This is a genomic window from Klebsiella sp. M5al, from assembly GCF_002090195.1.
GTDB lineage: Bacteria > Pseudomonadota > Gammaproteobacteria > Enterobacterales > Enterobacteriaceae > Klebsiella > Klebsiella grimontii.
In genome coordinates this window covers 4,460,869-4,484,895 of the sequence record NZ_CP020657.1, presented here as the reverse complement: position 1 = coordinate 4,484,895, position 24,027 = coordinate 4,460,869, and the positions used below count along the sequence as shown (strand labels likewise).

Genomic DNA, 24,027 nt, shown 5'->3' with positions numbered 1-24,027 from the left:
CTGTCCAGAGGGACTTACCCTCATATTTCACTTCATCCCAGCCTGTCCGTTCGCGTTAATCTTGAATCGCCACAGTAAGAAATAAAATGTGATATTTATCACATATAAAATAATAACAATTATATAACATTTGGTTTACTAATTAATTTGTCTGAGTGAGTTGGGTCATCCAACACAGCAGATTGCAGTCTTTGCTGGAGCAGAATTACAATGACAGAAAGCAGTATTAGCGAACGTGAATCCCAGGATCACGGTGATACCCGGCGTCGTATATGGGCAATCGTAGGGGCATCATCAGGGAATTTGGTTGAATGGTTTGATTTCTACGTCTATTCATTTTGCTCACTCTACTTTGCGCACATCTTCTTTCCTTCTGGCAACACCACTACGCAATTGTTACAAACTGCAGGGGTCTTCGCTGCTGGTTTTCTGATGCGTCCGATCGGGGGCTGGATATTCGGGCGTATTGCCGATCGCCGTGGACGTAAAACCTCCATGCTTATCTCTGTTTGCATGATGTGTTTTGGTTCTCTGGTGATTGCCTGCTTGCCGGGTTATGCAACGATAGGGACCTGGGCTCCGGCTCTGCTATTGCTGGCTCGTTTATTCCAGGGTCTGTCCGTTGGCGGAGAATACGGTACCAGCGCTACCTATATGAGCGAAGTTGCCGTAGAAGGTAAAAAAGGCTTCTATGCCTCATTTCAGTACGTCACGCTGATTGGCGGCCAACTTCTGGCTGTACTTGTTGTTGTTGCGTTACAACAGATCCTCAGCGATGAGGCGCTGCATGCGTGGGGATGGCGGATCCCCTTCGCTCTCGGCGCAGTATTAGCCATCGTTGCCCTGTGGCTGCGCCGCCAGTTGGACGAAACCTCAAAACAGGAAACTCGCGCGTTAAAAGAAGCGGGATCGTTTAAAGGATTATGGCGTAACCGCAAGGCATTTATCATGGTGCTCGGATTCACTGCCGCAGGTTCATTAAGCTTTTATACCTTTACAACCTATATGCAGAAATATCTGGTCAACACCGCTGGCATGACGGCGGGTACCGCCAGCATGATTATGACCGCGGCTTTATTTGTTTATATGCTGGTTCAGCCGCTTTTCGGCGCGCTCTCGGATAAGATTGGCCGCCGGACCTCAATGCTCTGTTTTGGCGTACTTGTTACCGTCTTTACTGTCCCGATTCTCAATGCATTACAGAACGTGAGTTCGCCGTATGCAGCATTTGCTTTAGTAATATGTGCCCTGCTGATAGTGAGCTTTTATACCTCAATTAGCGGAATTCTGAAGGCTGAAATGTTTCCGGCACAGGTACGCGCCCTGGGGGTTGGGCTATCTTATGCGGTGGCGAATGCGCTATTTGGCGGCTCGGCCGAGTACGTCGCGCTGTCATTAAAATCGGCAGGAATTGAGCACGCTTTTTACTGGTACGTGACCGTAATGGGAGCGATCGCATTCCTGGTGTCCCTGACGCTACATCGTAAAGGCAAAGGTCTACGTTTGTAGGCTTACTGATGTGCCAGCTGCCATACCGCATAGCCGGTAGTGGCACCTGCCACATCCCAGGCGAAATCCTTCCAGCTCCAGCCGCTCCCGGATGGGCGGCTGTCCCATAGCTCCTTCGATGCCCCTAAACTCACGGAAAACATAAAGCCAATGGCGGCACTACGGTCGCGGCTATAGCCCTGATGTTGGGCATATTCGTTGCCTGCGGCGGAAAGCATGGCTGAGGCGAGGAAGTGTTGGGCTTTATCCTGGCCACTCCATGCATCATTAGCCATATGGCTGCAGCCGGTCAGTAATAATAGTGGGACAATAAGCATGATGACGCGCATACTAATTCCAGAAAAAGCCCCGCTGGGCGGGGCGAGAATTCAGAGAATACGGCTGATAAGACGGTCGATTCGAATACGTCGCAGACGCCTGATCAGTTTGCGTACCTTTATCGGGTAATCGGCAATACTTTGCAAATCGCGATAATGCTGAACGATCGTAGTATGTTTGCGGATGAGATTGAGCTCTTTTTCACGCATTGCGCCAAGCTGATGTTTAGGGTCGTGGATAAGAATCGCGTTCTCTAAATCCAGTCGCCAGGCGCGCGGGTTCAAGTTGTTGCCGGTCAGCAGCATCCATTCGTCATCAACCCACATGCCTTTCAGGTGGTAGCTGTTATCGTCGTCCTTCCATAAACGGACAATCAGCTGATCGGTGTTGACATAATACTGTAGTCGGCTCAGAAAGCGCCGCAGATTGATTTCATAAAGGTAGGGCAGCGCGCCGATAATTTTAAAGGGCTGATCTTCCGGTATATAGAAATCATTAGCGGTTTTATCACCAACAATAATTTCAACTTTCTTCCCGCTGCGTAGCAGTTGAATGATATTACGCACTAGCAGAGCGGGCAGGTTGAAATAAGGGGTACAGATAGTCAGCTTATGCTCAGCGCAGGGCATCAGATGGAAAATGGTTTTATTCAGCAGGCTGGTCTTCCCCAGACCAACTAAAGGGGTAACCGACAGCTGATCTTCATCAGCATTGCCGAGAAAATGATAGCCGCTATCGCGGAGTTCCTGGCGATACTGACGGATGTCATTTTTGATTTCCGGACTTTTTGGCCGATCGGCCCTGTCAAGGCGGTTAACTCCACGCCCTTGCACCAGGTTATTCTCAACCCAGTCGAACATCACATCGGCCATTTTACCGTTGCGAATGCACTGGTAGCGGTCATAGCGATACTTATCGTGCTGATGCAGGTAAACGTCATTCAGACTGGCGCCGCTGTAGAGCACGCTGTCATCAATGATAAAGCCTTTGAAATGGAGAACGCCGAGCGCTTCCCGGGTATTGACCGGAACGCCATAAACCGGGATGTCAACACCGGGGTTTTCCTGAGCCATGCGGCAGTACCAGTCGGCATTGGTGTTTGACGCCGCGGCGCCAATACGCCCGCGCTGGGCGCGATGCCAGTCGACCAGCACCTGCACATCTAATTCTGGACGCTGACGCTTAGCGTCGTATAGCGCCTGCAAAATTCCTTTGCCGCCATCATCCTGTTCCAGATAAAGCGCAATGATACAAATACGCTGGGTGGCTTGAGCTATCCTGGCCAGTAACGCTTGCCGAAAATCTGCCGGAGCGTAAAAGAACTCGATATCATCAACTGACTGAGAAAGCTTAGGGAGTTGGGCAAGGTGTTGTTGATGTTTATTGCGTTTAAATTTTGACAACATCACAGTGCGTTTCTTCTCTGTTTATTGAAGGGTCTTCTGTACCATGCAGACGACGTAAGCGGGCAATAATACCATTACTGCCCGTTAAAGTAGTCAACAATTGCGGCCAGCCGTTTGTAATTGCTCAGGTACAAGCTGTAGAGACAAACTGACAATCCCATCTTCAAGCTGAATATCAACCGAGAATCCTAGCTTTCTGGCAAGGCCGATCATGCCTTTATTATTCGGCATGGTAATACCATTCAGCCGCTGCAGGCCGTGGTTTTGCGTATAGGCAATCAGCTTTTCCAGGAGCTTGCGGCCTAAACCCATACCTTTCAGGTCGGAGCGCACCAGGACGGCAAACTCGGCATCGATATTATCCGGGTCGGAGATCGCCCGCGTCACGCCGAGGATCTCATCCCCCTCGGCCGTGGTGCGCACAGCAACAAAGGCCATTTCTCGATCGTAGTCGATCTGCGTCATATTGGCTAAATCATCATGGGTAAATTCGTTGATTTCGCTGAAGTAACGATAATAGAGATCTTCCTTTGTGACCTGAGCGATAAAGGCCATCAGCTGCGGCTCATCTTCCGGGAGTATGGGACGGAAAAGGCAGCGTTCGCCATTCTTCATCACCACCCACTCCTCCTGCTGCTGTGGATAAGGGCGTATGGCGAGGCGGCTTTCGCTGTCGCCGGTGAAAGGGGCGAGCGTTAACGTGACGTCAAGCGCGGTGAACTCGTGGCCGGAAGCCAGAAGAGGGTGAATATCCAGGCGCTGTATTTCCGGGCAGTCGACGATCAAATTCGATACCTGTACCAGTAGCTGGCTCAGGCCGGGTATATCGAGCGGGCGCAGCGCGCTGCGCCCGCGCACTTTTTTACTTTTGATGGCCTGGATAACGAGGTAGCGCGCAAGGTTCATATTCAGCGGCGGGAGCGCGACGGCGGCCTGATCCTCAGCCCGCCATTCGACGCCGCCTTCTCCCAGCATGATCAGCGGCCCAAAAACCGGATCGTGCTCAACCACAACCCGCAGCTCTTGCGCCCCGGCGCGATTAGCCATGCTTTGCACCAGCAGCCCGTGAATACGCGCCTGAGGCCAGGTCATTTTGACGCGATCGAAGATCGCATCCGCGGCCTGCTGTACCTCGGTTGCCGTGCGCAGATAAAGCATAACCCCCTGAACTTCCGACTTATGCGGAATATCGGGCGAGCGTAGCTTCAGAGCGACGGGGTAGCCAATCTGCTCGGCGATATGTACAGCCTCGGCGCTATCGGCGGCAATCCACGTTGGCAGAGTATGAATACCGTAAGCGCGCAGCACGGGGCTCACTTCATGGGTATCCAGCGACGTTGCGCCTTCATTCATTGCGCGTTGCAGCAGGCTGTGCGCTTCGGCAGTGTTAGTGGTTAACGAATCTGACAGGACCGGAGTTTCCCTGAGCTGTTTCTGGTTACGCCGGTACTCCACCATGTGCATAAAAGCGGTAATCGTTCCCTCAGGCGTTCGATAGGTCGGCAGCCCCGCATCGCTAAACAGACGCCGCGCTTCTTGTGAAGAGAACTCACCGCACCAGTTGGTGAGAACCGTAACGTATTTGCCGCGCGGATGACGCTTCAGAGCGTCAATCAGCGCCAGCGCGCTCTCTGTCCCCGGCGCGGCAGCGCTGGGGGAATGGATCACCAGTAGCGCATCGTAGTCATGGCTATCCAGCAATATGTTCAGCGCTTTGAGGTAATGCTCGCTGCTGGCGTCATCGCGGAGATCCAGCGGGTTGGCGATAGCGATAGTTTCCGGTAATGCCTGACGGAGAGCGCTGCTGGTCTCTTCGCTGAGAGCGGCGAGTTTGCCGTTGCGCAGCCAGAGCTCATCCAGCGCCAGCGCAGCCGGAGCGGCGCCGTTGCTGATAATCATCAGTTTCTCGCCGCGCAGCGGGCGCATGTGGCTGAGGGTTTCGACCGCAGAGAACAGCTCGTGCGTATCCTGTACCCGCAATAAGCCTGCGCGCTGAATAGCGGCGTCCCACGCCGGATCCATGCCGGAGTTGACGTGCAGGAGCTTCTGCGCAGCCGGACTGCGTCCGCTTTTAATCACCAGGATCGGCTTATTACGCGATGCGCTACGGGCCGCCGAGACAAAGCGGCGGGCATCGCTGAGGTGTTCGAGATAGAGCAAAATCGCGCTGGTTTTACTGTCGCGAGCGAGGAAATCAAGCAGGTCATCAACGTCGATGTCCAGGCTATCGCCCAGCGCAATAAAGTAAGAAAAACCCATCTCACGCTGCTGAGCCCAGTCGAGGATAGTATTGGAGACCGCCGCCGATTGCGAAATAAACGCCAGTTTACCGCGATGTATAGGCACCGGCGAAAAGCTGGCGTTAAGACCCTGCCACGGCGCAAGCAGGCCAAGACTGTTCGGGCCGAGCAGCCGCATCTGATAGCGAGCGGCACATTCCAGCAGAGCGGGATACTGTTCGGGTATGGAAGAGAGAATGATGCAGGTTTTGCACCCTTTTTGCCCCAGCGCTTCCAGCAGCTCAAGGTTTCTGCGGGCGTTGGTGCAAAGCACCGCGAGATCGGGCGTGAAGGGCAGGCTATCGACGTCAGGCCAGGCCAGTACGCCCTGAACCGCTTTCCACGCTGGCGTAACGGGGAGGACGGGGCCGTTAAACCCGCCAGCCAGCAGGTTGCGCATCATCAGATAACCGGCGCGCTGTGGTTTCATTGACGCGCCAATAACGGCGATCGACTTTGGCCGCAGCAATGCTTCCAGGCCTCGTTGGCTCATACCGGTCTCCTTTGATCCCCAGTGACCGAATGATTTTAAACGTTTTCTATCAGTTGTGCTGTGATACTGCCCTTATGCTGGGTTTTTCCTGCCAGGTAGCGCGTTCTGAATAAGCTGAAGTGATCGCCAAGAGCCGCGGCCGCGGTTTTATCCCCCGCCAGATCCAGCAGCGCAATCGCGACTTCGGCGGTACAGTATTGACCTTCTGCGTGCGCTTCCCGTAGGTGATAAGCGGAGATGCGCGACAGATCGACGGAAATCATCGGCAGCGCGTCAAGCCAGGGGCTTTTGCGGAACATTTTTCGCGCTTCGGGCCAGGTGCCATCAAGCATGATAAACAGCGGTGGTTTACCCGGGAGCGGGGAATCAAGAACCTGACGCTCTGCGTCGGCATAAGACGCAGGAAAAACCACCATCGGCTGATATTGCGGGTCGGCGACTAAATCCAGCAGCGCCTGCGGTGGTTCGGTTCGTGACCACTGAAAGGCTTCGGTATCCGGCAGGATATCGGCAATCAGGCGTCCGGTATTGCTGGGCTTCATTGGCTCGGTATCGAACATGACCAGGCAAAAACGGCTGGTAGCGGCAACCGGGTTGAGGGTGGCGCAGAGGCACTGTTTCAACGGTAGCAAGCAGCGCTGGCAGCGGTGGATGCGGTTGCCGCGAGCAAGAAAAGGCCGGGTAGCGCGCGCGAGGCGTTCGGCGCGAAGGCGGAGGACGGCGTTATCAGTCATGGGGATCGCTAAGAAAAAACGCCATTGTCGCAGAGGTGAAAACGGGGCACAAGCGGTGCCCCGTGAGGTTTACTGCTGGCCTGCTTCATTTAGCCAGCTATCGAAAGGCGCTTTGGGGACGGCGCCATTCAGCATGTCGATGACTTCGCCATTTTTAAACATCATAATGGTCGGGATGCTGCGAATGCGAAAGCGAGCGCTCAGTTCGCGTTCCATCTCGGTATTCACTTTCACGAAACGCATTTCACCGCTGCGTTCTTCAGCCACATCTTCAAAGATTGGCGCAAAGTTACGGCAGGGGCCGCACCACGGCGCCCAGAAATCAACAACAACGGGCAGATCGTCCTTCAGCAGTTTATCCAGCGTTGCCCCGGTCGCGTTGATCACATCGCCATCAAAAAGATCGTGACCGCAGCGCCCGCATTTCGCGCCATCGGCGCTACGATCGTCGGGGATGCGGTTCAGAGCCTGACAACTGGCACAAACGGTATTCATAACTAACCTCTGGTTATGGGTTGCAGCGCGGCACGTGGCCGATTTGTTTCTGTAATGTTACATATTATCGATGCACAGCTAATAAAGGACAATGAGTTTTATTCAATGAATACGATAGACTCAGGCTTTTAAATGAAATAATGGCTAAGTGATGACACATCGGGTAATCTGCGCGCTTCGCGCAGCGCAGGTGGAGAAAATGAATGAGCGACGACGAACTGAAAAATAAAAGCGGCAAGGTCAAAGTGATGTATGTCCGCAGTGATGATGATTCTGACCGACGTACCCATAACCCGCGTACCGGGAAGGGCGGGGGACGTCCAGGAAAGTCTCGTGTTGACGGTCGTAACCGCCCTGCGCGCGATGAAAAAGAGAGCCGCGGTGGCGATCGTAAACGTGACGATCGCAAGCGTGAAGGCTTTGGCGGTGAGAGTTCCTCTCCGTGGCGTACCGTATCCCGTGCGCCGGGTGATGAGGCGCCGGTAAAAGCGGATCACGGCGGGATCAGCGGAAAAAGCTTTATCGATCCTGAAGTGCTGCGTCGCCAGCGCGCGGAAGAAACCCGCGTCTATGGTGAAAACGCTTGCCAGGCGCTCTTCCAGAGCCGTCCGGACGCCATTGTACGCGCCTGGTTTATCCAGAGCGTGACCCCGCGCTTCAAAGAAGCGCTGCGCTGGATGGCGGCGAATCGTAAAGCCTATCACGTGGTTGATGAAGCCGAGCTGGCGAAAGCGTCCGGCACTGAACACCATGGCGGGGTTTGCTTCCTGATTAAAAAGCGCCATGGCACTTCCGTTGAGCAGTGGGTAGCTAAAGCCGATGCTGAAGATTGTGTTCTGGCGCTGGAAGATGTCGGTAACCCGCATAACCTCGGCGCGATTATGCGCAGCTGCGCGCACTTTGGCGTCAGGGGCGTGGTGGTGCAGGATGCTGGCGTTATGGAATCCGGCGCCGCGATTCGTACTGCGGAAGGCGGCGCGGAACACGTTGAACCGATTACGGGCGACAGCTTTATTGATACGCTTGAGCGCTTCCGTAAAGCGGGCTACGCGATTGTTTCTACTTCCAGCCATAACGGGACTCCGCTGTTTAAAGCCGAGCTGCCGAAGAAAATGGTGCTGGTGTTAGGCCAGGAGAGTGACGGTCTTTCCGACGCCGCTATTTCCAGCGCCGATCTGAACATCGCGATTGAAGGCACCGGTAACGTTGAAAGCCTGAACGTGTCCGTAGCCACCGGCGTGCTGCTGGCTGAATGGTGGCGTCAGAACAAGGCGTAACACCTTGTCTCAGCGTCAAAATGCCAGCGTAATGCTGGCATTTTCATTTTCAGAGCTATTCGCTTTCAGCCGGCAGCCGGGGTACCCAGTCAATCGGCGCTTCGCCGCGTTCGGCCAGCCACTGATTCGCCTGCACGAAATGATTACTGCCAAAGAACCCGCGGTGGGCGGAGAGCGGCGACGGGTGCGGCGCTTTGAGCACGCAGTGGCGCTGGCGATCGATTATCGCGCCTTTCTTCTGCGCATGCGAACCCCATAGCAGAAATACCACGCCTTCCCGATGCTGGTTAATCAATGAAATCACTTTATCGGTAAAGGTCTCCCATCCGAGGCTGGCGTGCGAGTGCGCCTGCCCGGCACGAACCGTTAATACGGTATTGAGCAGCAAAACACCCTGACGCGCCCAGCTTTCGAGATAACCGTGAGTCGGGCGCTGAAAGCCCGGTATCGTCCCTTCCAGCTCCTTGTACATATTCAGCAGCGACGGCGGTATCTGAATTCCTGGCAGAACCGAGAAGGCCAGGCCGTGCGCCTGCCCGGGTCCGTGATAAGGATCCTGGCCGAGGATCACCACTTTGACGTCGCTTAACTCCGTATAACGAAACGCGTTAAAGACATCTTTTTGCGGGGGATAGATGGTGATTCCCGATTGGCGTTCTTCAGCTACGGTTTTCAGGGTATTAACAAACCAGGGTTGCTGCTTCTCTTCTGCCAGCACGTCATGCCAGGTTAATGGGGTGGTCATTTTGCTCTCCTGCAAAGTGTCATCGCCATAGCTTAACTGCATCTTTCAACATCACAAAATTTGCTCCGCGCGATTGCCGTTTTTCATGCAAAAAAAATTGAAAATTTACAAATTTATTTGGTGTCTGGCACGGCGTAACTTGATGTAAAACAATAATATCCAGCTATGACCACTTTTGCGATGTGGTTTTTGTTGATTTAAATCAAAGAATGCCGGGTGCCCGGCTGATATATATACACTCATAGAACAATGGTTTTACCAATTGGCCGCGAAGGCCAATAATCGAACAAACCCTGCCTGGGAGGCAAAAAATGATTACTGGTATCCAAATTACTAAAGCTGCAAACGACGACCTGCTGAACTCTTTCTGGCTGCTGGATAGCGAAAAAGGCGAAGCCCGCTGCCTGTGCGCAAAGGCCGGTTTTGCTGAAGATGACGTGGTTGCGGTGAGCAATCTGGGCGAGATCGAATACCGTGAAATTCCGGTAGACGTGAAACCTGAAGTCCGCGTTGAAGGCGGCCAGCACCTGAACGTTAACGTTCTGCGTCGCGAAACTCTGCTGGATGCGGTTGAACATCCGGAAAAATACCCGCAGCTGACCATTCGCGTATCTGGCTATGCGGTACGTTTTAACTCACTGACTCCGGAACAGCAGCGCGACGTTATCGCCCGTACTTTTACCGAAAGCCTGTAAGTTTAAGTTTTGATATAAAAACGCCGGGATATCCCGGCGTTTTTTTACTCTTCGTTTGACTGCTGCGGTGTATCCGCTGCGCTTGGTTTACGACGCTTGCCAATATTTTTGGTATCGCGGTGGCGTTTTTTGACGCGCGGCTTCTCTTTTTCTTTCTCTTTCTTCTCTGCTCGCTTCGCTAAAACCTTCTTGGAGGGTTTACCGGTTTGCTTCTCGCTGGGCGCGCGGGTTGTCGGGCGCAGTTCATCGATAACGCGAGCTTTTAACGGCTCTTCAATATAGCGGCCAATTTTACCCAGCAGCAGGTGGTCGTGGGCTTCAACCAGAGAAATGGCGGTTCCTTTTTTACCCGCGCGCCCGGTACGACCGATACGGTGCAGGTAGATATCCGCCGTGCGCGGCAAGTCGAAATTGAATACGTGACTCACGTCCGCGATATCGATACCGCGGGCGGCAATGTCGGTAGCGATTAATACATTAATACGGCCATCGGTGAGACGGCTAATCGCTTCATTACGTTTCGCCTGTACCATCTCGCCTTCCAGCCAGCAGGTATTGATACCCGCTTCACGCAGCCAGCCCGCCAGTTCATGCACGCGCTCGCGCTTGCGTACGAAGACGATAGAACGCGTCGCTTCCGGCTGCTTCAGAAGATGCACGAGGAGGGCGGTTTTATGCTTGATGTCATCCGCGCGGTAATACCACTGATGGATCTTTTTACGTTCGCGAGTGGATGGGGTCGCCGAAACTTCCGCCGGCTCTTCCAGCAGACGCTCGGCAAAATCCTTAATGGCGTCGCCTTCGAGGGTGGCGGAGAACAGCATGGTCTGCTTACGCCAGCGGGTTTCACCGGCGATATGTTCGATATCCTGCGCGAAGCCCATGTCCAGCATGCGGTCAGCTTCATCAAGGATCAGCGTTTCAACGGCGCGGCAATCAAAGTTTTCTTCTTTAATATATTGCAGCAGGCGACCGGTCGTGGCGACCACGATGTCCTGGTTCTCGCTGAACACTTCGGCATGGTTCATATAGGCGACACCGCCGGTGATCGTGGCGATATCCAGATGAGTATGTTTTGCCAGTTCACGCGCATGGTCGGCAACCTGCATCGCCAGTTCGCGAGTGGGGGTCAGGATAAGGATGCGCGGCGGACCAGACTTCTTGCGCGGAAAATCGAGCAGATGCTGCAACGCTGGCAGGAGATACGCCGCCGTTTTACCGGTGCCGGTCGGGGCTGAACCGAGAATATCACGGCCATCAAGCGCAGGCGGAATAGCGGCGGCCTGAATGGCTGTCGGGCGTGTGAAACCTTTATCCTGGAGTGCGTCCAGCAGGTTTTCGTCGAGTTCAAGTTCGGAAAAAGTCGTTACAGTCATGATCTACCTCTGAGTGGACCGCCGATTATAGACGTTACGGACGCAATGTTCATCTGTTTGTAAGGCTATCTGTTCTCCGGTATTGTGCATAGCCTTAAGCTCAGAAGTTTTTTGCCCGCAAGGTTATCGAGGATGTCCCAGTCGAAGTTTGCGCTGCCGCGCAATGGTTTTACGTTTAAGCAGTTTTTTGTCGCCCACGACCGATGCGCGATGAAAGTGGGTACCGACGGTATTTTACTTGGCGCATGGGCGCCGATCGCCCAGGTTAAACGCGTGCTGGATATCGGCGCCGGCAGCGGTCTGTTAGCGCTGATGCTCGCGCAGCGAACCGGGGAGACGGTTATCGTAGATGCTGTGGAGCTGGATGAAGAGGCGGCAGCGCAGGCGCAAGAAAACGCTGCGGATTCTCCATGGGCCGGGCGTCTGCAGATTCATCAGGCGGATATTCAGCAATGGCAGCCGCCGCAAACCCGGCGCTACGAGCTGATTGTCAGCAATCCGCCCTTTTTTGCCGACGGCGTGCCTTGCGCAACCTCGCAGCGCGAGCAGGCTCGTTATACTTCCTCACTCGATCATGCGACATTATTAACCTGCGCCGCCGAGCTGATTACGGAGGAGGGATTTTTCTGCGTCGTGCTTCCGGTCGACATTGGAAACGCCTTTGTGCAACGGGCGCAGAATATGGGCTGGCATCTGCGTCTGCGTACCGATGTTGCGGAAACGGAAATGCGTCCGCCGCATCGGGTTCTGTTGGCTTTTTCTCCAACGCCTGGAGACGAGTGCTTTAGCGACAGGTTGATTATCCGTGGGCCGGAGCAGCAGTATTCCGAAGGTTTTACTGCTTTGACCCAGGATTTTTATCTTTTTATGTGAGCCAGCGGCGAGAGCACAGATGGCCCGCTATCCGGCAGCTGTTCCGGATAGTCGAGCGTATAGTGCAGCCCTCGGCTCTCTTTACGTAGCATGGCGCAGCGCACAATCAGCTCGGCAACCTGTACCAGGTTACGCAGCTCCAGTAAATTATTGGAGACGCGAAAGCGGGCGTAGTATTCGTCCAGCTCCTGCTGCAGCATATTAATGCGGCGCAGGGCGCGCTCGAGGCGGCGGGTGGTGCGCACGATGCCGACATAGTCCCACATCAGCAAGCGCAACTCATGCCAGTTATGCTGAATCACGACCAGTTCATCCGGTATTTCGACCTGACTTTCGTCCCACGATGGCAGTTCGTTGACCGCCTGCGCGAAAGGCATGCGCTTAACAATATCCTCGGCGGCGGACCATCCGTAGACAAGGCACTCAAGCAGCGAGTTTGACGCCATGCGGTTCGCGCCGTGTAATCCGGTATAGCTCACTTCGCCGATGGCATACAGTCCGTCGACGTCTGTACGCCCGTTATCATCAACCATGACGCCGCCGCAGGTGTAGTGCGCTGCGGGAACGACGGGCACCGGCTCTTTCGTCAGATCGATGCCAAGCCCCAGAAGCTTCTCGTAGATCATCGGGAAGTGGTGGCGAATAAATTCTGCGGGTTTATGGCTGATATCAAGATACATGCAGTCAGCGCCCAGGCGTTTCATCTCATGATCGATGGCTCTGGCGACGATATCGCGCGGGGCCAGCTCGCCGCGCTCGTCAAACTCCGGCATAAACCGCGTGCCGTCCGGGCGTTTCAACAGGGCGCCCTCGCCGCGCAGCGCTTCCGTTAACAGGAAGTTGCGCGCTTGCGGATGGTACAGCGCGGTTGGGTGAAACTGATTAAATTCGAGATTGGCGACCCGACAGCCGGCACGCCAGGCCATCGCGATACCATCGCCGGAAGAGACGTCAGGATTCGTTGTATACTGGTAAACTTTCGCCGCGCCGCCGGTTGCCAGCACTACGGCTTTTGCGCTACAGGTTTCAACCGCTTCTTTATTACGATTCCAGATCCACGCGCCCACCACCCGGCGCGTACCGGGCAGGCCGATTTTATCGGAGATAATCAGGTCAACGGCGTTGCTGCGCTCCAGCACGCGGATGTTGGGGTGGGCCAGCGCCTGGCTCACCAGGGTGGTTTCAACGGCTTTACCGGTCGCATCGGCGGCATGGAGGATTCTGCGGTGACTGTGCCCCCCCTCGCGGGTCAGATGGTAGCTCTCCTCACCGTTCGCCTGTACCTGGGTATCGAACAAGACGCCCTGATCGATCAGCCACTGAACGCAGGGTTTGGCGTTGCTCGCCACAAACGACACCGCATGGCGATCGCAAAGACCCGCCCCGGCGATCAACGTATCCTCGATGTGGGATTCCACGCTGTCGGTTTCATCAAACACGGCGGCAATTCCGCCCTGCGCGTAAAAAGTAGAACCTTCACTGATAGGGCCTTTGCTGAGAACCGTGACCGTGCAGCGCTCCGCCAGGCGTAAGGCAAGGGATAATCCGGCAGCGCCGCTGCCAATAATCAGCACATCACAGGAGGAATCGGAAGTTGTTTTCATAGCCTTTGTTTAATTTACTAAACACAATAAGCGAACAATAGCACCAGCCCGCGAGAAATCGTACAATTTTTTTACTCATTGTTGTGAGGGCTAAACATTACGGCTTAATGAGGCGGGCGGGGAAGCGAAAAAAGGTTTTGCGAAGCGGCTCGTTAGCTTCAGATTTTATAGTGAAATAAAAGCCGGGTTACGTTACCCTTCTGGCGGGTCTTGCGCTTTTTCTTATTATCTTACATATCGTTTAGCTACCGGGACATATAATGAGAGATAACAATCCGTCAGCCGGTGCCGGACGAAAAACAAAGGCGTAACGGAACTTTATTGTTTTCAGACACTCCAACCCTCTGCTTGCTCATTTATGCAGTAATTGGGTGGTGTTTTTGAATACGCATGGGAATTGGGTTTGGGGAGACATTACCTCGGATGAGCGAGCAGTTAACGGATCAGGTCCTCGTTGAACGGGTCCAGAAAGGAGATCAGAAAGCATTTAACCTGCTGGTGGTGCGCTATCAGCATAAGGTTGCAAGCCTGGTCTCCCGCTACGTGCCGCCGGGCGATATCGCTGACGTTGTTCAGGAATCGTTCGTCAAAGCATGGCGTGCGCTGGATTCTTTCCGGGGGGATAGCGCTTTTTACACCTGGTTATATCGCATCGCCGTCAACACGGCGAAAAATTATCTGGTTGCTCAGGGACGCCGTCCGCCGTCCAGCGATGTTGATGCGAATGATGCTGAAAACTTCGAAAGTGGCGGGGCATTGAAAGAAATTTCGAACCCTGAGAACTTAATGTTGTCAGAAGAGCTGAGACAAATAGTTTTTCGTACCATTGAATCGCTTCCGGAAGATTTACGCATGGCAATCACCTTGCGGGAGCTGGATGGCATGAGCTATGAAGAAATAGCCGCCATCATGGATTGTCCGGTGGGCACAGTGCGTTCGCGCATCTTCCGGGCGCGAGAAGCTATTGATAATAAAGTTCAACCGCTAATCAGGCGTTGACGATAGCGGAATACTGGAAAAGGGTATCAGGCATGCAGAAAGAAAAACTTTCGGCCTTAATGGATGGTGAAACGCTGGATAACGAACTGCTCAACGAGCTGGAGCGTTCATCTGAAATGCAAAAAACCTGGGAGAGCTACCATCTCATCCGCGATTCGCTGCGAGGCGATACGAGTGAGGTGCTCCATTTTGATATCTCAGCTCGCGTCATGGCCGCCATTGAAAACGAGCCCGTTCGTCAGACGGTTCCTCTTATTCCTGAATCTCAGCCCGCACCGCACCAGTGGCGTCAGATGCCTTTCTGGCAAAAAGTACGCCCATGGGCCAGTTCGCTCACCCAGATGGGCGTTGCCGCGTGCGTATCCCTCGCTGTGATTGTCGGCGTCCAGCAGTATAATGGCCAGTCTGATTCATCCCAGCAGCCGGAGGCGCCGGTGTTTAACACCATGCCGATGATGGGTAAGGCCAGCCCGGTTAGCCTGGGCGTACCGGCTGAGGCTTCAGCGGGTAGCGGTCAGCAGGCTCAGGTACAGGAACAGCGCCGCAGAATTAATGCTATGCTGCAGGACTATGAATTGCAGCGTCGCCTGCATGCGGAACAGCTCCAGTTTGGTCAGGCCCAGACTCAGCAAGCCGCCGTTCAGGTACCGGGCTATCAAACTTTAGGAACGCAATCGCAGTAATGAAGCAACTTTGGTGTGCCATGTCGCTCATGGCAGGCAGCCTGTTCTTCTCCGTCAACGCCTCGGCTGATACATCGTCCGGGGCGTTGTTGCAGCAGATGAACCTGGCCAGCCAGTCCCTCAACTACGAGCTCTCTTTCGTCAGCATCAACAAGCAGGGCGTTGAGTCGCTGCGCTATCGACACGCTAAACTGGATAATCGCACCCTGGCTCAGCTCCTGCAACTTGACGGACCTCGTCGCGAAGTCGTGCTGCGCGGAACGGAAATCAGCTACTTTGAACCTGGGCTCGATCCTTTTACCCTGAACGGCGACTATATCGTTGATTCCCTGCCTTCGTTGGTCTACTCCGACTTTAAACGTCTGGCGTCCTATTACGACTTTATTTCCGTTGGACGAACGCGTATTGCCGATCGTTTATGCGATGTGGTGCGCGTCGTGGCTCGCGATGGCACCCGCTATAGCTATATCGCATGGCTAGACGCTGAAACTAAGCTGCCTCTGCGCGTAGATCTGCTTGACCGCGATGGTGAAACGCTTGAGCAGTTCCGGGTCGTCTCGTTCAACGTCGGTGATAACGTGAGCGCCAGCATGGAAACCTTATCTAAGGCGAATCTGCCTCCGCAGCTGTCGGTGCCGGAGGGGGGCAATAAGGCCAACTTTAACTGGGCGCCTACCTGGCTGCCGCAGGGCGTTGCCGAAGTGTCCAGCAGCCAGCGTCGTCTCCCTACCTTTGATGGTCCGGTTGAGTCCCGTTTGTATTCCGATGGGCTGTTTAGTTTCTCTATCAATATTAATCGCGCCACCGCGAATAGCAGCGATCAGCTGCTGCGTACCGGGCGTCGTACCGTGGCGACTACCGTGCGTGATAACGCAGAGATAACCATTGTTGGCGAGCTGCCGCCGCAAACGGCAAAGCGTATTTCCGACAGTATTAAATTCAGGGCAGTTCAATGATTAAAGAGTGGGCGACGGTCGTCTCCTGGAATAATGGCATTGCGCTGGTTCATTGCGATGTTAAAGCATCCTGCAGCAGCTGCGCTTCCCGCGCCGGCTGCGGCAGCCGGGTACTGAATAAGCTTGGGCCGCAAACCAGCCATACCATTAGCGTTCCCTGCGAGCAGCCGCTGTCGGTCGGGCAAAAAGTGGAACTGGGCATTGCTGAGAGTAGCCTGCTCGGGTCGGCAGTACTGGTGTATATGGCGCCGTTAGTCGGATTGTTCGTGATGGCATCGATATTCCAGGTGCTGTTTGCCAACGACTTCGCTTCACTATGCGGGGCAATTTTGGGCGGCGTGGGCGGGTTTCTGGTCGCGCGCGGTCTTTCGCCGGGCTTAGCCTCCCGGCAGTCGTGGCAGCCGGTTATTATCAGCGTCGGCTTGCCGCCAGATTTAGTCCGCATCGAGACGCCTTCCTCCCAACTGGGTCAGTGATTCACTGGCCCTTATCTTTATTTATAACTCCCGCAAGAACTCGTCATTTACTCCGGTTATGCTAGCGGTAAGAGCATTTCCTGGTTTCGTGGATGTAGTGTAGAATGCGGCGTTTTCGGATTAAAAAACGTCAGGCACAGAACAGCGGCCTCATGATTCGCGTAAGGCATAATTAACTCTAAATATGAAGAATATACGTAACTTTTCAATCATCGCTCACATCGACCACGGTAAGTCGACGTTGTCTGACCGTATTATCCAGATTTGCGGTGGCCTTTCCGATCGTGAAATGGCAGCCCAGGTTCTGGACTCCATGGATCTTGAACGTGAGCGCGGTATCACTATCAAGGCGCAGAGCGTCACCCTGGATTACAAAGCGGCCGATGGCGAAACCTATCAGCTGAACTTTATCGATACTCCCGGCCACGTCGACTTCTCTTATGAAGTTTCTCGTTCGCTTGCCGCCTGTGAAGGCGCTTTGCTGGTGGTTGATGCCGGTCAGGGCGTAGAAGCCCAGACGCTGGCTAACTGCTATACGGCGATGGAAATGGACCTTGAAGTCGTACCGGTCCTGAACAAAATTGACCTGCCCGCAGCCGATCCGGAACGCGTGGCGGAAGAGATTGAAGACATTGTCGGTATTGATGCCACCGATGCGGTACGCTGTTCAGCGAAGACCGGCGTTGGCGTACCGGATGTGCTGGAGCGCCTGGTGCGCGATATTCCGCCGCCGGAAGGCGATCCGGAGGCGCCGCTGCAGGCGCTGATCATCGACTCCTGGTTTGATAACTACCTCGGCGTCGTTTCTTTGGTGCGTATTAAAAACGGCACCATGCGCAAAGGCGATAAAATTAAGGTGATGAGCACCGGTCAGGTGTATAACGCCGATCGTCTGGGGATTTTCACGCCGAAACAGGTTGACCGTACCGAGCTGAAATGCGGCGAGGTAGGCTGGCTGGTTTGCGCCATTAAAGACATTCTCGGCGCGCCGGTCGGCGATACGCTGACGCTTGCGCGCAACCCGGCGGAGAAAGCGCTGCCTGGCTTTAAAAAGGTGAAACCGCAGGTGTATGCCGGCCTGTTCCCGGTAAGCTCTGATGATTATGAGAACTTCCGTGACGCGCTGGGCAAACTGAGCCTCAACGATGCTTCACTGTTCTATGAGCCGGAAAGCTCTACCGCGCTGGGCTTCGGCTTCCGCTGCGGCTTCCTCGGTCTTCTGCATATGGAGATCATCCAGGAGCGCCTGGAGCGTGAATACGATCTGGATCTGATCACCACGGCGCCGACGGTAGTCTATGAAGTAGAAACCACCTCGAAAGAAGTTATCTACGTCGATAGCCCGTCGAAGCTGCCGCCGCTGAACAATATCCAGGAGCTGCGCGAGCCGATCGCTGAGTGTCACATGCTGCTGCCGCAGGAGTTTTTAGGCAACGTCATTACCCTGTGTATCGAAAAACGCGGCGTGCAGACTAACATGGTCTACCACGGTAATCAGGTGGCGCTGACCTATGAAATTCCGATGGCGGAAGTGGTACTCGACTTCTTTGACCGTCTGAAGTCCACCTCCCGCGGCTATGCGTCGCTGGACTACAACTTCAAGCGCTTCCAGGCTTCCAACATGGTGCGTGTGGATGTGTTGATTAACGGCGAGCGCGTGGATGCGCTGGCGCTGATCACGCATAACGACAATGCGCCGTACCGCGGCCGCGAACTGGTAGAGAAGATGAAAGAGCTGATCCCGCGTCAGCAGTTCGATATCGCTATCCAGGCTGCCATCGGTAACCACATTATTGCCCGTTCTACCGTGAAACAGCTGCGTAAAAACGTCCTCGCGAAATGCTATGGCGGCGACGTCAGCCGTAAGAAAAAGCTGCTGCAGAAGCAGAAAGACGGTAAGAAACGGATGAAGCAGGTCGGCAACGTTGAGCTCCCGCAGGAAGCGTTCCTCGCCATTCTGCACGTTGGTAAAGACGGCAAATAACCTAAGGAGTTGGCATGGCGAACATGTTTGCCCTGATCCTGGTCATCGCTACTTTGGTGACGGGTCTGTTGTGGTGCCTGGATAAGTTTATCTTTGCGCCAAAACGTCGCGAAAGTCAGGCCGCTGCCCAGGCGGCGACCGGCGACCAGTTAGATAAGAAAACGCTGAAAAAGGTTGGCCCGAAACCGGGCTGGCTGGAAACCGGCGCTTCGGTATTCCCGGTTCTGGCGATTGTGCTGGTGGTTCGCTCATTTATTTATGAGCCCTTCCAGATCCCATCCGGATCGATGATGCCGACGCTGCTGATCGGCGATTTTATTCTGGTTGAGAAGTTTGCCTACGGTATTAAAGATCCGATTTACCAGAAAACGCTGATCGAAACCGGGCATCCGAAACGCGGCGATATTGTCGTCTTTAAATATCCGCAAGATCCGCGCCTGGATTATATTAAGCGCGCGGTCGGTTTGCCGGGCGATAAAGTGACCTACGATCCCATAGCTAAACAGGTTACTATCCAGCCGGGCTGTAGTTCTGGCCAGGCCTGCGGCAACGCGCTGCCGGTTACTTACTCCAACGTTGAGCCGAGCGATTTCGTTCAGACCTTCTCCCGTAGCAACGGCGGCGAAGCGACCAGCGGTTTCTGGCAGCTGCCGAAAGGCGAGACCAAAGCCGATGGTATCCGCCTGACCGAACGTAAAGAGACGCTGGGCGAAGTGACGCACCGTATTCTGACCGTACCGATTGCTCAGGATCAGGTGGGGATGTATTACCACCAGTCCGGTCTGCCGCTGGCGACCTGGATTGTCCCGCCGGGACAGTATTTCATGATGGGTGACAACCGCGATAACAGCGCCGACAGCCGTTATTGGGGCTTTGTGCCGGAGGCGAATCTGGTGGGTAAAGCGACCGCAATCTGGATGAGTTTCGAAAAACAGGAAGGCGAATGGCCTACCGGCGTACGTTTATCGCGTATCGGCGGTATCCAGTAATTTTCCTGCCCTCTTCACGCTGCCGCCGCAATAACGGCAGCGTGAATTATTTAAGATTTAAATCTATTCAAACTAACGACATCCCTTGTCGTTGCGTATAGAATATCCCCCCGAAGTTTTAGGTTGTCTCTCGTAAGATTGACACAGCACACGAAACCGCGTTGGTTTTTACTCAGGTCGGTTTCGTGTGCTGCATTTTTGACGCATTCATCTATTGGTAACGCATGAACCCCATCGTAATTAATCGGCTTCAACGGAAGCTGGGCTACACTTTTCATCATCAGGAGCTGTTGCAACAGGCATTAACTCATCGCAGTGCCAGCAGCAAACACAATGAGCGCCTGGAGTTTTTAGGTGACTCAATATTGAGCTTTGTGATCGCAAACGCGCTCTATCATCGTTTCCCTCGGGTAGACGAAGGCGATATGAGCCGCATGCGCGCGACGCTGGTGCGAGGTAACACGTTGGCAGAAATTGCCCGCGAGTTCGAATTAGGAGAATGTCTGCGTCTTGGGCCGGGTGAATTGAAAAGCGGAGGCTTTCGCCGTGAATCGATACTGGCGGACACCGTTGAAGCTTTAATCGGCGGGATTTTCCTCGACAGCGATATTCAGAACGTTGAGCGCCTTATTCTCTCCTGGTACCAGAGTCGTCTGGATGAAATCAGCCCTGGTGACAAGCAAAAGGATCCGAAGACCCGCTTGCAGGAATATCTGCAGGGGCGTCATCTGCCGCTGCCGTCGTACCTCGTTGTACAGGTACGCGGAGAAGCGCACGATCAGGAATTTACTATCCACTGCCAGGTTAGCGGCCTGAGTGAACCGGTGGTTGGCACGGGGTCTAGCCGTCGTAAGGCGGAGCAGGCTGCCGCCGAACAGGCGCTGAAAAAGCTGGAGCTGGAATGAGCGAAGAAAAAAACTACTGCGGATTTATTGCCATCGTTGGTCGTCCAAACGTGGGCAAATCCACATTGCTGAACAAGCTACTCGGGCAGAAGATCTCTATTACTTCCCGAAAAGCGCAGACGACGCGTCACCGCATCGTTGGTATTCATACTGAAGGCCCGTACCAGGCGATCTACGTCGATACCCCGGGCCTGCATATGGAAGAAAAACGTGCGATAAACCGCCTGATGAACAAAGCGGCAAGCAGCTCTATTGGCGACGTTGAGCTGATTATTTTCGTCGTTGAAGGTACCCGCTGGACGCCGGACGATGAGATGGTGCTCAACAAGCTGCGCGACGGCAAAGCGCCGGTGATTCTGGCGGTCAACAAAGTCGACAACGTACAGGAAAAAGGGGATCTGCTGCCGCACCTGCAGTTCCTCGGCAGCCAGATGAACTTCCTCGATATCGTGCCGATTTCCGCGGAAACCGGGCTGAACGTTGATACTATTGCCGGTATTGTGCGTAAGCATCTGCCGGAGGCGATTCATCATTTCCCGGAAGATTACATTACCGACCGTTCTCAGCGCTTTATGGCTTCCGAGATCATTCGCGAAAAGCTGATGCGTTTCCTTGGCGCCGAACTGCCGTATTCCGTCACCGTCGAAATCGAGCGTTTTGTAACCAATGAACGCGGCGGTTACGATATTAACGGTCTGATTCTGGTTGAGCGTGAAGGGCAGAAGAAGATGGTGATTGGCAACAAAGGGGCCAAAATCAAAACTATCGGTATCGAAGCGCGTAAAGACATGCAAGATATGTTTGAAGCGCCGGTTCACCTCGAACTGTGGGTGAAAGTGAAATCCGGCTGGGCTGATGACGAACGCGCGCTGCGCAGTCTCGGTTACGGCGACGATCTCTAAGAGCCATTTTGATGGAAGGCTGGCAGCGCGCTTTCGTCCTGCATAGTCGTCCCTGGAGCGAAACCAGCCTGATGCTGGACGTCTTCACGGAAGAATCCGGCCGCGTGCGCCTTGTGGCTAAAGGCGCACGTTCTAAACGCTCCAACCTCAAAGGCGCGCTTCAGCCCTTTACTCCCTTACTGCTTCGCTTTGGCGGGCGCGGCGAAGTCAAAACGCTGCGCAGCGCGGAAGCCGTCTCGCTGGCGCTCCCCCTTAGCGGTATCACGCTCTACAGCGGCCTTTACGTCAACGAACTGCTCTCTCGCGTGCTTGAGCACGAAACGCGCTTCTCCGAACTCTTCTTCGATTATTTGCACTGTATCCAGTCTCTGGCTGGCGCAAGCGGCTCGCCGGAACCGGCGCTTCGGCGTTTTGAACTGGCGCTGCTTGGGCACCTGGGGTATGGCGTGGATTTCCTGCATTGCGCCGGCAGTGGAGAAGCGGTTGACGATGCGATGACCTATCGCTACCGTGAAGAAAAAGGCTTTATCGCCAGCGTGGTTATTGATAACAGCACCTTTACCGGGCACCATCTTAAAGCGTTGGCGAGCCGTGAATTTCCCGACAGCGATGCGCTGCGCGCGGCAAAACGTTTCACACGTATCGCCCTGAAGCCCTATCTGGGCGGGAAGCCGCTAAAAAGTCGCGAGCTTTTTCGTCAGTTTTTGCCCGCGCGGGCTGCGCGAGCCGATAAAACAAATAACGATTAACGAGGATTGTCATGGCTGAATTACTGTTAGGGGTCAACATTGACCACATTGCGACATTACGCAACGCCCGCGGTACCGCTTATCCGGATCCGGTACAGGCGGCTTTTATCGCCGAGCAGGCCGGCGCTGACGGTATTACCGTCCATCTGCGCGAGGATCGTCGCCATATTACCGATCGCGATGTCCGTATTTTGCGCCAGACGCTGGATACCCGCATGAACCTTGAGATGGCGGTGACGGAAGAGATGCTGAATATCGCCTGTGAGACTCAGCCCCATTTCTGCTGCTTGGTACCGGAAAAACGCCAGGAAGTGACCACCGAAGGCGGACTGGACGTGGCGGGCCAGCTCGACAAAATGCGCGATGCCTGTAAACGTCTTGCCGACGCCGGTATCCTGGTTTCTCTGTTTATTGATGCGGACAACGCGCAAATTAAGGCCGCAGCGGACGTGGGCGCCCCCTATATCGAAATTCACACCGGCTGCTACGCCGATGCGCAAACCGACGCTGAGCAGGCAAAAGAGCTGGAGCGTATTGCCAAAGCGGCGACCTATGCCGCCAGTCTGGGGCTGAAGGTCAATGCCGGTCATGGCCTGACCTACCATAATGTAAAAGCCATTGCGGCGCTGCCGGAAATGCACGAGCTGAATATCGGCCATGCGATTATTGGCCGGGCGGTGATGAGCGGCCTGAAAGAGGCGGTTGCGGAAATGAAGCGTCTGATGCTGGAAGCCCGTGCCTGATGGCTATTCTCGGACTGGGTACTGATATAGTTGAAATCGCCCGTATTGAAGCGGTGATCGCCCGCAGCGGCGACCGTCTGGCCCGTCGCGTACTGAGCGATCACGAGTGGGCGATATGGCAACAGCATCAGCAGCCGGTCCGTTTTCTGGCTAAGCGTTTCGCCGTTAAAGAAGCGGCGGCCAAGGCGCTTGGCACCGGCATCCGCAATGGCCTGGCGTTTAACCAGTTTGAGGTTTACAACGACGAGCTGGGGAAGCCAAAGCTACGGTTGTGGGGCGAGGCGAAGAGTCTGGCCGAGCGGCTGGGCGTCAGCAGCATTCACGTGACGCTGGCCGATGAACGCCACTATGCCTGCGCCACGGTGATTATCGAAAGTTAGATTTACAGGCAGACCGGATAAGTCCATCCGGTAATGTCATAATTTGTCCGCGTGATGCAGCAGGACAAATTTATCCCACAGCTGCTCTTCATTTTCGTTATGCGCCGGGTCTTTCAGAATGGTATTCGGGATCGGACACACCTTTTGGCAGGTCGGCGTATCATAGTGGCCAACGCATTCGGTGCAGCGGTCGCTGTTAATTTCATAAATGCTATCACCCATGGATATCGCCTCATTCGGGCACTCAGGCTCGCACATATCGCAGTTGATACATTTTTTGGTGATTAACAGCGCCATCAGGAAATTCTCAGAAACAACACAAACAGGGCGGGCATTATACGCCCATTTTCCGCCCGGGCCAGCTCTTTTCAACCGTGGGGCGACCATCCGTAGCGGAGAAATTTTGCCCGGCTTGAGCCAATAAGAGTGAGTGAGTTTCTGCCAGCTGGCGTGGCAC

25 protein-coding genes are annotated in these 24,027 nt (G+C 54.5%); 16 read left to right on the top strand and 9 right to left on the bottom strand.

All coding sequences use genetic code 11. From position 1 onward, the window contains the following. Positions 1-210: 210 nt before the first annotated feature. Complete coding sequence (locus tag BWI76_RS21415) at positions 211-1,509, top strand: MFS transporter (RefSeq protein ID WP_004132772.1); 1,299 nt, start codon at positions 211-213, stop codon at positions 1,507-1,509. A 2-nt stretch (positions 1,510-1,511) separates the two neighbouring features. Here the strand turns inward: BWI76_RS21415 and BWI76_RS21410 are convergent, their stop codons facing one another. The 5 genes from BWI76_RS21410 to trxC form a co-directional block, all read right to left on the bottom strand. After that, positions 1,512-1,826, bottom strand: coding sequence for a YfiM family lipoprotein (locus BWI76_RS21410; protein ID WP_369816503.1), 315 nt, complete (start codon positions 1,824-1,826; stop codon positions 1,512-1,514). A gap of 51 nt (positions 1,827-1,877) precedes the next feature. Next, entirely contained in the window at positions 1,878-3,233 is a 1,356-nt protein-coding gene (gene pssA, locus BWI76_RS21405) for a CDP-diacylglycerol--serine O-phosphatidyltransferase (protein ID WP_024359372.1), read from the bottom strand. Positions 3,234-3,326: 93 nt separating this feature from the next. Beyond that, the gene (locus BWI76_RS21400) at positions 3,327-6,005 is read right to left on the bottom strand and encodes a bifunctional acetate--CoA ligase family protein/GNAT family N-acetyltransferase (protein WP_004132776.1); all 2,679 of its coding nucleotides are present in this window, start codon (positions 6,003-6,005) and stop codon (positions 3,327-3,329) included. Between the two features lie 35 nt (positions 6,006-6,040). Beyond that, on the bottom strand, positions 6,041-6,739 hold the full coding sequence (locus BWI76_RS21395; RefSeq protein WP_004132777.1) for a tRNA-uridine aminocarboxypropyltransferase: 699 nt from the start codon (positions 6,737-6,739) through the stop codon (positions 6,041-6,043). 69 nt (positions 6,740-6,808) lie between these two features. After that, positions 6,809-7,234, bottom strand: coding sequence for a thioredoxin TrxC (gene trxC, locus BWI76_RS21390; RefSeq protein ID WP_004104599.1), 426 nt, complete (start codon positions 7,232-7,234; stop codon positions 6,809-6,811). Between the two features lie 203 nt (positions 7,235-7,437). Between trxC and BWI76_RS21385 the strand changes: the two genes are divergently transcribed. Then, entirely contained in the window at positions 7,438-8,511 is a 1,074-nt protein-coding gene (locus tag BWI76_RS21385; RefSeq protein ID WP_004132781.1) for a tRNA/rRNA methyltransferase, read from the top strand. Between the two features lie 55 nt (positions 8,512-8,566). Here the strand turns inward: BWI76_RS21385 and ung are convergent, their stop codons facing one another. Beyond that, entirely contained in the window at positions 8,567-9,256 is a 690-nt protein-coding gene (gene ung, locus BWI76_RS21380; RefSeq protein WP_004132784.1) for a uracil-DNA glycosylase, read from the bottom strand. 311 nt (positions 9,257-9,567) lie between these two features. On the opposite strand from ung, the gene grcA reads away from it, so the two are divergent. Beyond that, positions 9,568-9,951, top strand: coding sequence for an autonomous glycyl radical cofactor GrcA (grcA, locus tag BWI76_RS21375; protein WP_004104596.1), 384 nt, complete (start codon positions 9,568-9,570; stop codon positions 9,949-9,951). A 44-nt stretch (positions 9,952-9,995) separates the two neighbouring features. On the opposite strand, the gene srmB is transcribed toward grcA, so the two are convergent. Further along, positions 9,996-11,327, bottom strand: a complete 1,332-nt coding sequence (gene srmB, locus BWI76_RS21370) for an ATP-dependent RNA helicase SrmB (RefSeq protein WP_024359371.1) — start codon at positions 11,325-11,327, stop codon at positions 9,996-9,998. A gap of 132 nt (positions 11,328-11,459) precedes the next feature. On the opposite strand from srmB, the gene trmN reads away from it, so the two are divergent. Next, positions 11,460-12,200: a tRNA(1)(Val) (adenine(37)-N(6))-methyltransferase TrmN gene (trmN, locus tag BWI76_RS21365; protein ID WP_004132794.1), complete on the top strand. Its 741-nt coding sequence runs from the start codon at positions 11,460-11,462 to the stop codon at positions 12,198-12,200. Here trmN and nadB read toward each other — a convergent pair. After that, positions 12,185-13,804, bottom strand: a complete 1,620-nt coding sequence (nadB, locus tag BWI76_RS21360; protein ID WP_049085824.1) for an L-aspartate oxidase — start codon at positions 13,802-13,804, stop codon at positions 12,185-12,187. The two genes, trmN and nadB, sit on opposite strands and share 16 nt — an antisense overlap. 285 nt (positions 13,805-14,089) lie before the next feature. On the opposite strand from nadB, the gene rseD reads away from it, so the two are divergent. The 12 genes from rseD to acpS all read left to right on the top strand — a co-directional run bounded on the left by rseD (position 14,090) and on the right by acpS (position 23,570). Then, positions 14,090-14,188, top strand: a complete 99-nt coding sequence (rseD, locus tag BWI76_RS28800; RefSeq protein ID WP_155552530.1) for a rpoE leader peptide RseD — start codon at positions 14,090-14,092, stop codon at positions 14,186-14,188. Positions 14,189-14,227: 39 nt separating this feature from the next. Then, positions 14,228-14,803 (top strand): RNA polymerase sigma factor RpoE, encoded by a 576-nt coding sequence (rpoE, locus tag BWI76_RS21355; RefSeq protein WP_004104583.1) that lies wholly within the window; start codon positions 14,228-14,230, stop codon positions 14,801-14,803. A gap of 32 nt (positions 14,804-14,835) precedes the next feature. Continuing rightward, positions 14,836-15,486, top strand: a complete 651-nt coding sequence (gene rseA / locus BWI76_RS21350; RefSeq protein WP_004132795.1) for an anti-sigma-E factor RseA — start codon at positions 14,836-14,838, stop codon at positions 15,484-15,486. Continuing rightward, positions 15,486-16,442, top strand: a complete 957-nt coding sequence (gene rseB, locus BWI76_RS21345) for a sigma-E factor regulatory protein RseB (protein WP_004132796.1) — start codon at positions 15,486-15,488, stop codon at positions 16,440-16,442. Before rseA ends, rseB begins: the two co-directional genes overlap by 1 nt. Next, positions 16,439-16,918, top strand: a complete 480-nt coding sequence (gene rseC, locus BWI76_RS21340; RefSeq protein ID WP_064343102.1) for a SoxR-reducing system protein RseC — start codon at positions 16,439-16,441, stop codon at positions 16,916-16,918. The genes rseB and rseC overlap by 4 nt, the downstream gene beginning before the upstream one ends. A gap of 184 nt (positions 16,919-17,102) precedes the next feature. Continuing rightward, positions 17,103-18,902, top strand: a complete 1,800-nt coding sequence (gene lepA, locus BWI76_RS21335) for a translation elongation factor 4 (RefSeq protein ID WP_004123687.1) — start codon at positions 17,103-17,105, stop codon at positions 18,900-18,902. A gap of 14 nt (positions 18,903-18,916) precedes the next feature. After that, positions 18,917-19,891, top strand: coding sequence for a signal peptidase I (gene lepB / locus BWI76_RS21330; RefSeq protein ID WP_004123684.1), 975 nt, complete (start codon positions 18,917-18,919; stop codon positions 19,889-19,891). A 224-nt stretch (positions 19,892-20,115) separates the two neighbouring features. After that, positions 20,116-20,796 (top strand): ribonuclease III, encoded by a 681-nt coding sequence (gene rnc, locus BWI76_RS21320; RefSeq protein WP_004104573.1) that lies wholly within the window; start codon positions 20,116-20,118, stop codon positions 20,794-20,796. Next, positions 20,793-21,698, top strand: coding sequence for a GTPase Era (gene era, locus BWI76_RS21315; protein WP_004134890.1), 906 nt, complete (start codon positions 20,793-20,795; stop codon positions 21,696-21,698). The genes rnc and era overlap by 4 nt, the downstream gene beginning before the upstream one ends. An 11-nt stretch (positions 21,699-21,709) precedes the next feature. After that, complete coding sequence (gene recO, locus BWI76_RS21310) at positions 21,710-22,447, top strand: DNA repair protein RecO (protein WP_004134893.1); 738 nt, start codon at positions 21,710-21,712, stop codon at positions 22,445-22,447. Between the two features lie 11 nt (positions 22,448-22,458). Continuing rightward, entirely contained in the window at positions 22,459-23,190 is a 732-nt protein-coding gene (pdxJ, locus tag BWI76_RS21305; protein WP_004123677.1) for a pyridoxine 5'-phosphate synthase, read from the top strand. After that, the gene (gene acpS, locus BWI76_RS21300; protein ID WP_004123676.1) at positions 23,190-23,570 is read left to right on the top strand and encodes a holo-ACP synthase; all 381 of its coding nucleotides are present in this window, start codon (positions 23,190-23,192) and stop codon (positions 23,568-23,570) included. Before pdxJ ends, acpS begins: the two co-directional genes overlap by 1 nt. A gap of 36 nt (positions 23,571-23,606) precedes the next feature. Here the strand turns inward: acpS and BWI76_RS21295 are convergent, their stop codons facing one another. Beyond that, positions 23,607-23,867, bottom strand: coding sequence for a YfhL family 4Fe-4S dicluster ferredoxin (locus tag BWI76_RS21295; protein WP_004114478.1), 261 nt, complete (start codon positions 23,865-23,867; stop codon positions 23,607-23,609). Between the last annotated feature and the right edge of the window lie 160 nt (positions 23,868-24,027).